This window comes from Streptomyces sp. Q2, assembly GCF_056820935.1.
This window is the reverse complement of record NZ_JBXEJE010000022.1, coordinates 21,894-36,088: the sequence shown is the minus strand read 5'-3', so window position 1 is coordinate 36,088 and position 14,195 is coordinate 21,894. Positions and strand designations below refer to the sequence as shown.

Here is a 14,195-nt window from a genome sequence, read left to right as displayed (position 1 = left end):
CCCGCCCCCTCCCGGTGAGGGGCCCGCCGGGCTGCCCTGACGTCTGAACTCATGGCACGAAAAGGGGAGTTGTGGCTCATCTGCTGCTGGTCGAGAGCTGGGTCGGATCAATGAGCAGGCTGCTGCCACGGGCGATCCGGGAGAGCGGGCACGACTTCACGTTCCTCACCCGCGACCTGCACCACTACCTGCGCTCGGCCCCGGAGGGCGGGGCGCATCCGCTGCTCGGCGCCCGCAACGTGATCACCGCCGACACCAACGACACCGAGGCCCTGCTGCCCCTGGTGGAGCGGTTGCACGTGGTGCTGGGGTTCGACGGTGTGCTCACGTCCTGCGACTACTACCTGCCGACGGCGGCCCGCATCGCCGGCCGGCTCGGCCTGCCGGGACCGGGTCCCGAAGCGGTGGCGGACGCCTGCCGCAAGGACGCCACCCGCCGCGTCCTCGCCGACGCCGGTGTGCCCGGACCGCGCTTCGCCGTGCACGAGGAGTGGGCCGGCCTGACGCGGGCCGCGCGCGAGATCGGCTACCCGCTGGTCGTCAAACCCGTCGACCTGTGCGCGGGCATGTACGTCCGTCGCGTGGACGACGAGTCCCAACTGGCCGACGCGGTAAGGGCTTTGGCGGAGTTCCCGGTCAACGCCCGCGGCCAGCGACGCGCCCCGGCCGTCCTGGTCGAGGAACTGCTCGACGGCCCCGAGGTGAGCGTCGAGACCGTGTCGCACGCGGGCGCGGTCCACGTCGTCGGCGTGACCGACAAGAGCATCGGCGGAGCGCCCGCCTTCATCGAGACCGGCCACATGTTCCCCGCGGCCCTGACGTCCGCGGACACCGAGGCCGCGGAGCAGACCGCCCTCGCCGCGCTCAAGGCGCTCGGGCTGGTCGACGGCGTGGTGGCGCACACCGAGATCAAGCTGACCTCGGCCGGCCCGCGCGTCGTCGAGGTCAACCCGCGCCCCGCCGGCAACCGCATCACCGAACTCGTCCGTCATGTCACGGGCATCGACCTCGCCGCCGCCTTCGTGGACGTGGCCCTCGGCCGCGCACCGGACCTGCGGCGCACGGACACCGGCCTGCGCAGCGCCGCCATCGGCTTCCTCGTACCGGACCGCGCGGGCACCCTCGAAGCGCTCGACGGCGGCGAACTCCAAGACGCCCCCGGCGTGTTGGAGGTCCAGTTCGCCGGGCCCGGCAAGGAGGTGAAGGCGGCCGGCAGCAACAACGAGTACCTCGGCCACCTCATGGCCGGCGACCCCGACGGCCTCGGTGCCCGCGACCGCGTCGAGTCCCTGCTGACCGGGACACGGGCCGGGCTGGTGATCCGATGACCACCGTCAGCGCGCCGCCCGGCCAGTCCCACGACGCGTCCGACCCGTACGACTCGTACGACGGTCTCGTGGCCCGCGTTCGCGCGGGCGCCCTCGGCCCCGATCCGGCCACGCAGCGGATCGCCGTCGCCTTCACCACCCGGCAGGCCGTACGGCACGACGGGCGCGGCACCGGCTACCGCAACGAGGTCCTCAGCCTGCGCCTCGACGAGGCCGTCGGCTCCTGCGCGGTCGAGCCCGGAAGCCTGCCCGACGGGGCCCTCGACGACTGCGTGGGCGCGGACGTGGCCCGGCTCCTGGAGCATCCGCTGCTGCCGGTGCGGGTGGCCGCCCTCGACGCCTACCTGATGCACGTCACCCCGCACACCCCGGCCCACGGGGCGCTCGCCGCCCCGCTGCCCGCCGGGTCGTCCCTGGAGAAGTCCCGGGCCCGGGCGAAGAACGTCGTCGAGCTGCTCGACGTCCCGGCCGGCGCCACCGTCCTCGTCGTCGGCGTCGTCAACTCCCTGCTGGAGGCGCTTCGTTCACGCGGCCTGCGGTACGTCCCGTGCGATCTCAAGGGCGGCGTGACGGAGTGGGGCGAGCCGGTCGCCACCGACGCGCTCACCGAGGCCGGCCGCTGCGACGCGCTGCTCGTCTCCGGCATGACCCTCGGCAACGGCACCTTCGAACCCCTGCGACGGCACGCGCTCGCGCACGACAAGCCGCTGGTGATGTTCGCCCAGACCGGCAGCGCCGTCCTGCCCCGCCTCCTCGGCCACGGGGTGAGCGCGGTGTGCGCGGAGCCGTACCCGTTCTTCTGGCTCGACGGCGGACCCGGGACCGTGCACTGCTACCCGGGAGGCGCCCGATGACCACCACCGTCCTGCGCCCCGCCGCCCGCCCCGAACTGCTCGCCCTGCTCGGCCGGACGCCGGTCGTGCACGTCACCACCGACCTGCCCGGCGCCCACCCCGGCTTCTGGGCCAAGCTCGAAGGGCTCGCGGCCGGCGGGATGAAGGCGCGGGCCGCCGTGTCGATGCTGCTCGGGGCCCGAGAGCGCGGTGAACTGCGGCCCGGAGCGCCGGTGGTGGAGTCCACCTCCGGGACGCTCGGGATCGGCCTCGCCTTCGCGGGCCAGGCCCTCGGGCACCCGATCGTGCTGGTCGGCGACCGTGAACTGGAGCCGTCGATGCGGCAGTTGCTGCACTCCTACGGCATCCGCCTGGAACTCGTCGAGCACCCTGCCGTACAGGGCGGCTGGCAGGCCGCCCGCCTCGCCCGGCTGCGCGAACTGCTCGCCGAACTCCCGGGCGCCTACTGGCCCGACCAGTACAACAACCCCGACAACACCGCCGGATACGCCTCCCTGGCCGCCGAACTCACCGCCCAGCTCGACCACGTGGACATCCTCGTGTGCAGCGTCGGCACCGGCGGCCACAGCGCGGGCGTCATCGGCCCGCTGCGCCGCCACTGGCCCGCGCTGCGCCTGATCGGCGTCGACGCCACCGGCTCCACCATCTTCGGCCAGCCCGCCCGCCCCCGTCTGATGCGCGGCCTCGGCAGCAGCATCCACCCGCGCAACGTCGCCTACGACGCCTTCGACGAGGTCCACTGGATCGGCCCCGCCGAAGCCGTGGACAGCTGCCGCCGGCTGGCCCGCGGCAGCTTCGTCAGCGGCGGCTGGAGCACCGGGGCCGCCGCCCGCGTCGCCGCCTGGGCGGCCCAGGTCCACCCCGGCGCGGTCGTCGCCACCGTCTTCCCCGACGGCCCGCACCGCTACCTCGGCACCGTCTTCGACGACGACTTCACCGCCGCCCACGGCGTCGACTGCGCCACCGCCGCCACCCGGCCCGTGGAGATACCGCACCCGTACGCGGCCGAGGCGGCCGGATGGGCGCGGTGCACGAGGGTCACCGATCCGCTCGACAGTCTCCGGCCTCTGAAAGGCACCCCGTGAAAGCCCGTCTGCGCATCGAACGCCTCGCCCTCGCCGAGCCGTTGCGCATCTCCCGCTCCACGATGTCCGCACGCGAGGCGGTGTGGCTGAGCGTCGAACACGACGGGCTGCACGGCCACGGCGAGGCCGTCAGCAGCGTGTACTACGGACTCGACGCCGACACGCTCCTGCGGCTCCTCACGGCCGTCGACCTGGGCCGCTACGCCGAGCCGGAGAGCGCCCTGCAGGCGCTGCGGGCAGGGGAGCTCGCCTCGTCCCGTGCGGTGCCGCCCGCGGTCACCGCCGCCGTGGAGTCCGCACTCCTCGACCTGGCCGGAAAGCGGGCCGGTACGCCCGTGTACCGCCTGCTGGGTGCCGTCGCGCCGCCCGTGGCCGCCACCGCCCGCACCATCGGCATCACCTCGCCCCTCCACGCGGCCGCCCAGGCCCGCCGCCTGGCCGCGAGCGGCTTCGAGCTGATCAAGGTCAAGGCGGGCACGCCCGACCCCGAGGACGACGTGGAGCGCGTGCGCGTCATCCGTGACGCCGCGCCCGGCGTCCGGCTGCTCCTGGACCCCAACGGCGCCTGGACCACGGCGCAGGCGACCGCACTGCTGCCCCGGTTCGCCGACCTCGGCGTCGAAGCCGTCGAGCAGCCCCTCGCCCCCGGCGACCCCGAGGCACTGGCCACCCTCGCCGCACGCTCGCCCCTGCCCGTCATCGCCGACGAGGACGCCGTAAACCTCGAGGACGCGCGCCGCCTCGCCGGACGCGTCCACGGCGTCAACGTCAAGCTCGCCAAGTGCGGCGGCGTCCACGCGGCCCTGCGCATCGCCGAGCTGATCGAGGGCAGCGGCACCGAGCTGATGCTGGGCTGCCTCACCGCCAGCACCCTCGGCCTCGCCCCCGCCGTCCACCTCGCCGACCGCGCCCGCTGGGCCGACCTCGACGGACACCTGCTGCTGGCCCACGACCCGTGGTCGGGAATCGGCGGCGCCGACGGCGTCGTACGCGCGAGCGGACTCGCCGGGCTGGGAGTCGAGGAGGTGAGCGTGGCGCATGAAGACGTGGCGTGAGATGCGCGGCTTCCCGCTCGCCGTCCGACTCCTCCTGGTCAACCAGCTCGGCGTCAACACCGGCTTCTACCTCCTCATCCCCTACCTCGCCACCCACCTCACCGACAACCTGGGCATGTCCGCGGCCGTCGTCGGGGTCGTCCTCGGCGTGCGCAACCTCAGCCAGCAGGGCCTGTTCATCATCGGCGGCTCCGCGGCCGACCGGCTGGGCGCGCGGGGCGTCATCATCGCCGGATGCGCCCTGCGCACGGTCGGGTTCGCACTGTTCGCGCTCGGCGACGGGCTGCCGGTGCTGCTCGGCGCGTCCGTGCTCAGCGGACTCGCCGGGGCGCTGTTCAACCCGGCGGTGCGGGCCTACCTCTCCCAGGAGGCCGGGGAGCGCAGGGCGGAGGCGTTCGCCCTGTTCAACGTGTTCGCCACCACCGGCGCGCTGCTCGGCCCGCTCCTGGGCAGCGCGCTGCTCCTGGTCGACTTCCGTACCTCCGCGCTGACCGCCGCCGCGATCTTCGCCGTCCTCACGGTGGCGCAGGCGCTCGTGCTGCCCGCGCGGAAGGTCGAACCGAGCGACGGCGGGGTCCTCTCGGACTGGCGTGAAGTCCTCGGCAACCGGGCCTTCCTGGCGTTCGCCCTCGCCATGGTCGGCATGTTCACCCTGGAGAACCAGCTCTACCTGCTGCTGCCCGAAGGAGCCCGCCAGGCCACCGGCTGGGAGGGCGCGGCCGGCCTCGTCTTCCTCGTCGGCACCCTCGCCAACCTCGCCCTCCAGCTACGCATCACCCGGACGCTCAAGTCCCGTGACAACAAACCGCGTTGGATCGCGGTGGGGCTCGCGGTGATGGGCCTGGCGTTCCTGCCCCCGGCATGGGTGGCGGGCTCGACGTCCGATGGCTGGCTCGACGCCGTCCCCGTCCTTCTCGGCACCCTCCTGCTCTACCTCGGCATCATGATCGCCTCACCGTTCGTCATGGAGCTGATCCCCGGCTTCGGCCGCCCCGAACTCACCGGCACGTACTTCGGCATCTTCTACGTCGTCTCCGGCATCGCCGCCGCCGTCGGCAACACGGTCGTCGGCTGGGCCATGGACACCGGCAGGAGCGGCGGCACCGACTGGCTGCCGTGGATCTGCTGCGCCCTGTTCGGCCTGACCTCGGCGGCCGCAGTGGCATGGCTGCACCGGGGCGGGGCCCTGCCGGGGCGACAGGTCCCGACGGCGGTGGCCGCTCCCGCCGGTGAGAGGAGCAACGCGTGAGCGGCGCCGGAGGTGGAGGGGTGGCAAGCGTCCCCGTGACCAGCCACAACCTGCTCACGGACAACCCCGCCCTGTACGAGGCCCGTTTCCCCGACCCCGGCCGGCTCGCCGGGCGCTGGGCCGAGGACTGTCTTGGGCGTCACGGTGTCGGGGCGCGAGTGCTCGACATGGGCTGCGGGGTCGGCCGTGACGCCGCGTACCTGCACGCGGCCGGCCGTACCGTGACCGGTGCCGACGTCTCCGAGACGATGCTCGAACACGCTCGCGCCCACCATCCGGGACCCCGCTATGTCCGGGCCGACCTGCACGGCTTCGACGTCGGCGCATCCGCGTTCGACGCGGTCCTCTGCCTGGACAGCTCGCTGCTGTACTGCCACACCAACGCCCAGCTGGACGGGTTCCTCGCGTCCTGCCGCCGGGCGCTCGCGCCGGGCGGACTGCTCGTCGCGGAGATGCGCAACGGCGCCTACCTCCTCGGGCGTACCGACCTGCTCGACACCCCGACCGTCAGCGCGTTCGACTGGCAGGGCGTCAGCTACCGCTCCACCACGACCCTGTTCGTGGACCGCACCGCCCAACTGCTGCGCCGCAAGCGGGTCTGGACGTCCGACCCCGCCGCCGCGCCCGTCGAACAGCACTCCGCCTGGCGGCTGATGTTCCCCCTGGAGCTACGGCACTTCCTCCGCGCGCACGGCTTCGAGGTCGTCGAGCTCCACGACGGCCCCGGCCCCCGCACGGAACCCGCCTGGCGGGAGGGTCTGTTGCCCGGCACGACGACGGACGGGGACCGGCTGCACCTCGTGGCACGCCGTCTGCACACACCCGCGCCGTCTGCACACCACCCGCGCTGAACACCACCACTGCCGTCTGAACACCACCCGCGCTGAACACCACCCACTGACACACCCCGCATTCCAAAAGCAAGGGACACCCATGTACGACGAACGCTTCCCCGCGCTGCGCCGCCGCGGCTTCCTCGCCGCCACCACCGGGGCCGCGGCCCTCGCCCTCGTGGGCTGCGGGGGCGGCACGGAGAACACGGCGGAGAAGGGCAGCAGTACACCCAGACGCGGCGGACGGCTGCGCGCCGCCTTCGCCGGGGGCGGTGCGAGCGAGACCCTCGACCCGCACCTGGCCAACCTGTTCGCGGACGTCGCCCGCGCCAAGGCCCTCTACGACAAGCTCGCCGACTACGGCCCCGACCTGTCCGCCCAGCCCCGCCTCGCCGCCTCCTGGGAGGCCGACAAGACTCTCGACCGCTGGCAGGTCACCCTGCGCAAGGCCACCTTCCACGACGGGAGGCCGGTCACGGCGAAGGACGTCCTCTACAGCTACCGCCGGATCGCCGACCCGAAGCAGACGTTCCGCGCCAAGGCGTCCCTGGAACCCATCGACCTCGACGCGAGCCGCGCCACCGGCGACAACGGCATCGAGTTCGTGCTGAAGCGGCCGACGGCCGAGTTCCCCAACATCCTGGCCGCGTTCGGCGCGTACATCGTCCCCGAGAACGCGGGGGAGACGTCCGACTTCGACACGAAGCCCGTCGGCTCCGGGCCCTTCCGCTTCGTCTCCTTCGCGCCCGGCCGCTCCGCCGTCTTCCGCCGCTTCGACGACTACTGGGAGGGCGCCCCGCACCTGGACGAGCTGGAGTTCGTCGTCGCCAACGAGGAGTCCGCCCGCGTGGGCGCCCTCCTCGGCGGCCAGGTCGAGTACGCCCACGAACTCAACCCCACCACCGCCCGCGCCCACGAGGGCCAGGGCCAGATCGAGATCATCCGGCTGCGAGGCAGCGCCATGCAGGCGTTCTGCATGAAGACCGACCGTGCCCCCTTCGACGACAAGCGGGTCCGCGAGGCGTTCTTCCTCATCGCCGACCGGAAGGAACTCGTCGACGGCGCCCTGTCCGGCGCGGGCGTGGTCGGCAACGACCTGTTCGGCAAGGGCTACGAGTACTACGCCGACAGCCTCCCGCAACGCGAACAGGACCTCGACAAGGCCCGTGCCCTGCTCAGGCAGGCCGGCGCCGAGAAACTCAAGGTCACCCTCGACACCTCCGCCGTCGCCGCCGGGTTCACCGAGGCCGCCAGCATCTTCCGCGACCAGGCAGCCAAGGCCGGCGTCACCGTCGACGTGAAGATGGGCAGCAAGGACTCCTACTGGAGCGACATCCTCGACAACGGCACCCTGTGCTGCTACCGCTCCGGCGCCATGCCCATCGAGGCCCACATCTCCCAGCGACTGCTCACCGACTCCACCACCAACGCCACCAAGTGGCGGCACAAGGACTTCGACGCCCTCTACCAGCAGGCGCAGTCCACCCGCGACAAGACCGAACGGGCCGCCGTCTACGAGCGAATGCAGCGCCGCCTCTACACCGAAGGCGGCTTCCTCGTGTGGGGCTTCGCCGACTGGATCCTCGGAACGGCCCGCAACGTGAAGGGCGTTGCCGCCAAGGCGCCCGCCAACACGCTCGACTGGGCGCGCTTCGACAAGGTCTGGCTGGCGTGAGCAAGCGCCCGCGGACGAGCGGCCTGCGCTCCTTCGTCGCCCGGCGGCTGCTCCTCGGCGTCGCGCAGACCGTGGCCGTCGTGCTGCTGGTCTTCGCGCTCACCGAGGCGCTGCCGGGCGACGCCGCGGTGGCCCTCGCGGGCGACCAGCCCGACCCCGCGCGCATCGCCGCGATCCGCGAGGCGATGCACCTGGACCGGCCGGCCCACGAGCGGCTCGCCGACTGGGCGGCTGGGCTGCTCCACGGCGACTTCGGCACCTCCCTGGCCTCCGGCCGACCGGTGGCCCAGTACATCGCCGACGGTTTCGGTCCGAGCCTGCTGCTGGCCGCGCTCACCCTCGCCCTGCTCGTGCCGCTCGGCTTCGGGCTCGGCGTCCTCGCCGCCCGCCACGAGGGGCGGCTCGTCGACCGGCTGGTCAGCGGCGTGACGCTGGCCGTGTACGCGGTCCCCGAGTTCGCCCTCGGGGTACTCCTGGTGACCGTCTTCGCGCTGAAACTGGCCTGGTTGCCGCCGACCGCCGTGGGCTACGGCACCGACCTGCTCGCCCACCCGGCCGCGCTCGTCCTGCCGGTCCTCGTCCTCCTCGCCCGCCCCGTCTGCTCCCTGTCCCGGCTGGTGCGGGCGGGCATGGTCGACGCCCTCGCCTCGCCGTACGCGGCCCACGCCCGCCGCTACGGCGTCCCCGGCGCCCGGGTCCGCTACGCCCACGCCCTGCCGAACGCCCTCGCCCCGGCGGCCCAGCAACTCGCCCGCACCGTCGACTGGCTGCTGTGCGGTGTCATCGTCGTGGAGGCGCTGTTCGTGATCCCCGGTCTCGGCACGGTCCTGCTCAACGCCGTCGCCGAGCGCGACGTACCGGTGGTGCAGGGCCTGGCCGTGGTGTTCGGTGTGCTGACCGTGGCCCTCAACCTCGGTGCGGACGTGGTGGCCCACCGGCTGACGCCGCGGGCGGGGGTGGCGGCATGATCCGGCGCCGCTTCGCCCTCGGCCTCGCCGTCGTCGCGGTGCCTCTCGTCCTCGCCCTCCTCGGCCCCCTGTTCACCGGCGCCCCCGGCCCCCGTTCCGCGTCCTTCACCCTGGGCGGCGGCCACTGGCTCGGCACCGACTTCGTCGGCCGGGACGTCTGGCAGCAGGTCCTGCACGGCGGCCGTACGGTCGTCCTCACCGCCCTGGTCGCGACCGCCCTGGCCTACCTCGTCGCGCTGCCCGTCGGGCTGGTCAGCGCGCTCACCCACCTGCGGCGGCTGGAGGAGCTGCTGATGCGGCCGCTGGACGTGCTGCTCGCCGTACCGTCGCTGCTGCTGATCCTGCTCGTGGCGTCCGTGTTCGCGCCGGGCGCGACCGGACTCGCGCTCCTCGTCGCGCTGGTGAACGTCCCCGACGCGGCCCGGATCGTGCGGGCGGCCGCGGGTGAGGTCGCCGCCCGTCCCGCGGTGGAGGCGCTGCGCATGCAGGGCGAGACGTGGTGGCGCATCGCCGTCGGCTACGTCGGCCGCTCGACCCTGCGCACGCTCGCCGCCGACGCCGGTATCCGCCTGACCGGGGTGCTGTACCTGGTGTCCACGGCCGCGTTCCTCGGGGTGGGCGTCGCCCCGGACGCCGCCGACTGGGCGGTCATGGTCGACCGCAACCGCACCGGTCTGTTCGTCCAGCCCTGGGCCGTGGTGGTGCCCGCGCTGCTGATCGTGGCGCTGACGACGGGCACGAACCTGCTCTTCGACGCGGCACTCCACAAGACCCCGGTGAAGAAGGGACGACGTCCGTGAACCACGAGAGGGACCCCGTCGTGGAGCTTCGCGACCTGCGGGTCGAGATCGACGGCCGCGCGATCGTCGACGGAGTGAACCTGCGGGTGCCGCCGGGAAGGGTGACGGCCATCGTCGGCGCCTCCGGCAGCGGCAAGACCACGACCGGGCTGGCACTGCTGGGGGAGTACCCGCCCGGCGCCCGGGTCACGGGAGAGGTACGCCGAGCAGGCACCGGCGGCCCGGTCGGATACGTACCCCAGCATCCCGCGGCCGTCCTCAATCCGGCCCGCCGCGTCAGCGCCCTGCTCCGGGACATCGCCCACCCCCAGGTCCGTCACCTGCCCCGCCTCGAACGCCGTACGGCGGCCCGCGCGCTGGTCCTGCGGGCCCTGTCCGACGCCCAACTCGCCGACCCGGCGGCCATGTCGCGCCGGTACCCCCACCAGCTCTCCGGCGGCCAGCAGCAGCGTGTCGTCCTCGCCCAGGCCCTCCTGCTCGGCGCCCGCGTCGTCGTCGCCGACGAACCGACCACCGGCCAGGACGCGTTGACCAAGGGAGGGATCGTCGAGCAGCTGGCGGCGGTCGCGGCGCGCGGCATCGCGGTCGTCCTGCTCAGCCACGACCTGGACGTCGTACGGGCGCTCGCGGACGAGGTGCTGGTGATGCGCGCGGGCCGGGTCGTGGAGTCGGGGCCGGTGGAGCGGCTGTGGCTGTCTCCCCGGCACGAGTGGACCCGTCGGCTGCTCGACGCGCAGCGGTCCGCTCCACAGGACAGGGCGCTTCTCGCCGACGGCCAAGAAGCCCTGCGGGTAAGCGACTTGCACGCCGTGCACGGCCGCACCACCGTCCTGCGCGTCCCGCACCTCGCCCTGCGCGCCGGGGAGTGCCTGGCCGTCGTCGGCAGATCGGGCAGCGGCAAGACCACCCTCGCACGCTGCCTGGCGGGGCTGCACCGCGACCTCGACGGCGAGATCCTGCTCGACGGCAGCGCGCTGCCGCGCAGCCTGCGCCGCCGCAGCCGTGCCCAACTAGCCGCCGTGCAGTACGTCTTCCAGGACTCCCGCGCGGCCTTCGACGAACACCGCGCCGTCCTCGGCCAGGTGGCCCGCACCGCGGTCCGGCTGCGCGGCGCGGACGACCGTACGGCCACCGAGGAGGCGCTGGCCACGCTGACCCGTCTCGGTCTCCCCGCCGAGCTCGCCCACCGCCTCCCCGGCGAACTCTCCGGTGGCGAACTCCAGCGTGCCGCCCTGGCCCGCGCCCTGCTCGCCCGGCCCCGGGTCCTGATCTGCGACGAGATCACCTCCGGCCTCGACACGGTCACCCGGCGTGCCCTCCTCGACCTCCTCGCCGGCCTGGTGGGCGAACGCGACGACCTGTCCCTCGTCCTCGTCACCCACGACCTGGACACCGCGCGCCTCGCCCACCGCATCGCCGTACTGGACGCGGGCGAACTCGTCGAACAGGGTGCGGCGAACCGGGTTCTGACCGATCCGCGACACCCCTTCACCGTCTCCCTCATGGAGACGACAGCACAGCTGGAGTCGGGGGACGGCCCGACCGTCACCAACCGGTCAGCAGCAGGTGGTTGATCAGCAGTGCCAGCACGGCCTGCGCCGCCAGCCACCCCCGCGCCCCCGTGAGCCACGCACACGCCGGCAGCAGCCACACCGCGAACGGCAGCCAGATGCGTTCCGTCTCCGCCTTGCTCATGCCGGACAGGTCGGCGACGAGCAGGGCGGTGAGCGCGGCCAGGACGAGCAGGCCCAGGCGGACGTCCGGTCGGGAGCGCCGGTGGGCGAGCGTGACGCCGGTGCGCCGCAGCCCCGCCACCGTCGCCGGTCCCACGATCAGCACCGTGCACGCCAGGTTCGCCCACACCCAGTAGCCGTACGGCCGGATCCCGCCCGACCCCTGGTAGTAGCGGCGGACCAGCAGCCGGTACCCCTCCCACCAGTCGAACCCGGCGGCGGTGAACGCGACCGGGACGACCAGGAACCCCGCCAGCAGGAACGGGAGCGGGCGGACGCGATGCGTGCCCAGGAGGAGGGCGGCGCCCGCGATCAGGACGAAGAGGGTCAGGCCGTACGACAGGTAGAGGGTCAGGCCGAACAGGAGGCCCGAGGCCACCCCGGTCCACCCCGGCCGGCGTCCCGTCACCGCCAGGGCGAGGAAGGCGACCGCCCAGGCCGCGACCGCCGCGAAGTAGCCGTCGGCGGACGTGCCGACCCATACGGCGGCCGGGGCCAGAACGAGGAAGGGCGCCGCGCGGCGGGCGAGCGACTCGTTGGTGAGCGTCCGTACGGTGATCAGGACCGCGACCGCCGCCGTCGTGCCGACGGTGATGCACCAGGCGCCCGCCCAGCCCCCGCCGCCCAGTCCGACGCGGTCCAGGAGGACGAAGGTGAGGGTGGCTCCCGGGGGATGACCGGCGACATGGGCGGGCCAGTTGTCGGGGGTGTCGATCAGGATGTGGTGGTCGAAGTCCGCGAGGGCTGCCGGGATGTCGTGGAAGCGGTCGACGACCCTGAGGTACTCGTTCCTGGTCGTCAGCTGCTCGGCGACTCCCCGGTGCCAACCGTCGATGAGGGCGAGGGACCAGGTCCACGCCATGCCGGTGCCCCAGACGGTGAGGAGCAGGGGGCGCCAGGGCAGGCGGGCGGCCAGGGCTGGGCCGTACACCACGACGGCGACCGCGACGGCGAGCGCGGCCGGGGTGCCGGGGCCGAGATGCGGATCCCAGGTCGCCAGCAGGGGCGGCCGGCCGACGCGAAGTGTGCCGTCCCGGTCCTCGATGGCGGTGCCGACCAGGGCGGCCGTCGCCACGAGCAGTGCGGCGGCCACGGCCGCGTACAGGTCACGTCTGAGATCGCGGTTCACACCGAAACGCTAGGTCGCGCGTACTCGCCCGGACGGCTGACAGGCGCGGACGTCAGAGATTCGTCATGGTTCGCGGACCCGTTCCCGGGGTGACGCGGGCCTACGGTCGGGACATGGCCCGCACTCCCTCCCCGCCAGGCATCTCCTCCCCGCCGCGCACCCCCTTCTCGCCCGCGTTCTGGCGCAGTCCGCTGCGCGGCCCCTGGTTCACCTCGGTGCTCGGTGTCGTGCTGCTCGGTGGGATCACCGTGCTGTTCGTGACCGGGCTGCTGTCGTACGCCGCCTACAACCCCGACCTGTCCCGGGTGAACGACAAGACGCCGGACAAGGGGCTCCTCGGCTTCTACCTCTTCTCCTGGCCGACCGACCCGCACTGGCTGTACCGCCTCAACCAGGGCGTCCACGTCACGCTCGGGATCACTCTGATCCCCGTGCTCCTGGCCAAGCTGTGGTCGGTCGTGCCCAAGCTGTTCACGCTGCCACCCGCCCGGTCGCTCGCGCACGCGCTGGAGCGGCTCTCCCTGGTGCTCCTGGTCGGCGGCGGACTCTTCGAGTTCGTGACCGGCGTGCTCAACGTCCAGCTGGACTACGTCTTCCCCGGCTCCTTCTATCCCCTGCACTTCTACGGCGCCTGGGTGTTCTTCGCCGCCTTCGTCGCGCACGCCGTCCTCAAGACGCCGACGGCTCTGCGCAGCCTGCGCCAACTACGGCAGGAGAAAAGTGAGTTGGTGTCTCCGGACCCCGTCGAGCCCACCGTGACCCGACGCGGTGCCCTCGGGCTGGTCGGCGGCGGCTCGCTGCTGCTGTTCGCCACCACGGCGGGGCAGAACTTCGACGGACCGTTGCGCAGGACCGCCCTCCTCGCCCCGCACGGCGGTGCCGAACCGGGCGAGGGCCCCGGCGGCTTCCAGATCAACAAGACCGCCGCGTACGCCGGGATCGACGCGGCCGAGACGGGCGAGGAGGCGTGGCGGCTGGTCGTCGTCGGGCGTGACCGGACCGTGCGGCTCGGCCGCTCCGATCTGCTGCGACTGCCCCTGCACAGTGCCGCGTTGCCCATCGCCTGTGTGGAGGGCTGGTCCACGTCCGACCAGTGGTGGCGTGGCGTGCGGCTGCGGGACCTCGCCGCCCTCGTCGGGTACGACGATCCACCCGACGTCCTCGTGGAGTCGCTGCAACGCCGCGGCGCCTTCCGTCGTGCCGCCCTGCGCGCCAACCAGGTCGCCGACCCGCGTTCCCTGCTCGCCCTGTTCGTCAACGGCGAGGACCTGACCCCCGATCACGGCCACCCGGCCCGGGTCATCGTGCCCGCCGCGCCCGGTGTGCTCAACACCAAGTGGGTGGCCCGGATGACGTTCGGAGGAGACCTGTGAGGCACCTCCGCCCCGGCCCCCGCCCCCGGCCGGTCGTCGGCAGCCCGCTGCAACTCCTGCTCCTGGCCTGCTCGTTCGCCCTCGCCGCCTACGCCGGCGTACAACTCCTCGCG

Annotated in this window: 12 protein-coding genes; 11 read left to right on the top strand and 1 reads right to left on the bottom strand. The window is 73.4% G+C overall.

Annotation, left to right across the window (positions count from 1 at the left end; genetic code table 11):
• The first annotated feature begins 71 nt into the window (after positions 1-71).
• From ACWBNA_RS24740 to ACWBNA_RS24695, 10 genes are all read left to right on the top strand, one after another.
• Positions 72-1,328 (top strand): ATP-grasp domain-containing protein, encoded by a 1,257-nt coding sequence (locus tag ACWBNA_RS24740; RefSeq protein WP_482706698.1) that lies wholly within the window; start codon positions 72-74, stop codon positions 1,326-1,328.
• On the top strand, positions 1,325-2,182 hold the full coding sequence (locus ACWBNA_RS24735) for a Rossmann-like domain-containing protein (protein ID WP_482706697.1): 858 nt from the start codon (positions 1,325-1,327) through the stop codon (positions 2,180-2,182). Before ACWBNA_RS24740 ends, ACWBNA_RS24735 begins: the two co-directional genes overlap by 4 nt.
• Positions 2,179-3,267: a PLP-dependent cysteine synthase family protein gene (locus ACWBNA_RS24730; RefSeq protein ID WP_482706696.1), complete on the top strand. Its 1,089-nt coding sequence runs from the start codon at positions 2,179-2,181 to the stop codon at positions 3,265-3,267. The genes ACWBNA_RS24735 and ACWBNA_RS24730 overlap by 4 nt, the downstream gene beginning before the upstream one ends.
• Positions 3,264-4,322, top strand: coding sequence for a dipeptide epimerase (locus tag ACWBNA_RS24725; protein ID WP_482706695.1), 1,059 nt, complete (start codon positions 3,264-3,266; stop codon positions 4,320-4,322). The genes ACWBNA_RS24730 and ACWBNA_RS24725 overlap by 4 nt, the downstream gene beginning before the upstream one ends.
• Positions 4,306-5,571: an MFS transporter gene (locus ACWBNA_RS24720; RefSeq protein WP_482706694.1), complete on the top strand. Its 1,266-nt coding sequence runs from the start codon at positions 4,306-4,308 to the stop codon at positions 5,569-5,571. Before ACWBNA_RS24725 ends, ACWBNA_RS24720 begins: the two co-directional genes overlap by 17 nt.
• 35 nt (positions 5,572-5,606) lie before the next feature.
• Positions 5,607-6,422 (top strand): class I SAM-dependent methyltransferase, encoded by an 816-nt coding sequence (locus ACWBNA_RS24715; RefSeq protein WP_482706797.1) that lies wholly within the window; start codon positions 5,607-5,609, stop codon positions 6,420-6,422.
• Between the two features lie 82 nt (positions 6,423-6,504).
• A complete protein-coding gene (locus ACWBNA_RS24710) occupies positions 6,505-8,079 on the top strand; it encodes an ABC transporter substrate-binding protein (protein ID WP_482706693.1) in 1,575 nt (524 codons plus the stop codon).
• Complete coding sequence (locus ACWBNA_RS24705) at positions 8,076-9,047, top strand: ABC transporter permease (protein ID WP_482706692.1); 972 nt, start codon at positions 8,076-8,078, stop codon at positions 9,045-9,047. Before ACWBNA_RS24710 ends, ACWBNA_RS24705 begins: the two co-directional genes overlap by 4 nt.
• A complete protein-coding gene (locus ACWBNA_RS24700; RefSeq protein ID WP_482706691.1) occupies positions 9,044-9,847 on the top strand; it encodes an ABC transporter permease in 804 nt (267 codons plus the stop codon). The genes ACWBNA_RS24705 and ACWBNA_RS24700 overlap by 4 nt, the downstream gene beginning before the upstream one ends.
• Complete coding sequence (locus ACWBNA_RS24695; RefSeq protein ID WP_482706690.1) at positions 9,844-11,421, top strand: ABC transporter ATP-binding protein; 1,578 nt, start codon at positions 9,844-9,846, stop codon at positions 11,419-11,421. Before ACWBNA_RS24700 ends, ACWBNA_RS24695 begins: the two co-directional genes overlap by 4 nt.
• Here the strand turns inward: ACWBNA_RS24695 and ACWBNA_RS24690 are convergent.
• Positions 11,393-12,709 carry a hypothetical protein gene (locus ACWBNA_RS24690; RefSeq protein WP_482706689.1) on the bottom strand — a complete coding sequence of 439 codons (1,317 nt, stop codon included), beginning with the start codon at positions 12,707-12,709 and terminating at the stop codon, positions 11,393-11,395. The genes ACWBNA_RS24695 and ACWBNA_RS24690 overlap by 29 nt on opposite strands.
• A 113-nt stretch (positions 12,710-12,822) precedes the next feature.
• Between ACWBNA_RS24690 and ACWBNA_RS24685 the strand changes: the two genes are divergently transcribed.
• The gene (locus ACWBNA_RS24685) at positions 12,823-14,082 is read left to right on the top strand and encodes a molybdopterin-dependent oxidoreductase (protein WP_482706688.1); all 1,260 of its coding nucleotides are present in this window, start codon (positions 12,823-12,825) and stop codon (positions 14,080-14,082) included.
• The last annotated feature ends 113 nt before the right edge of the window (positions 14,083-14,195 follow it).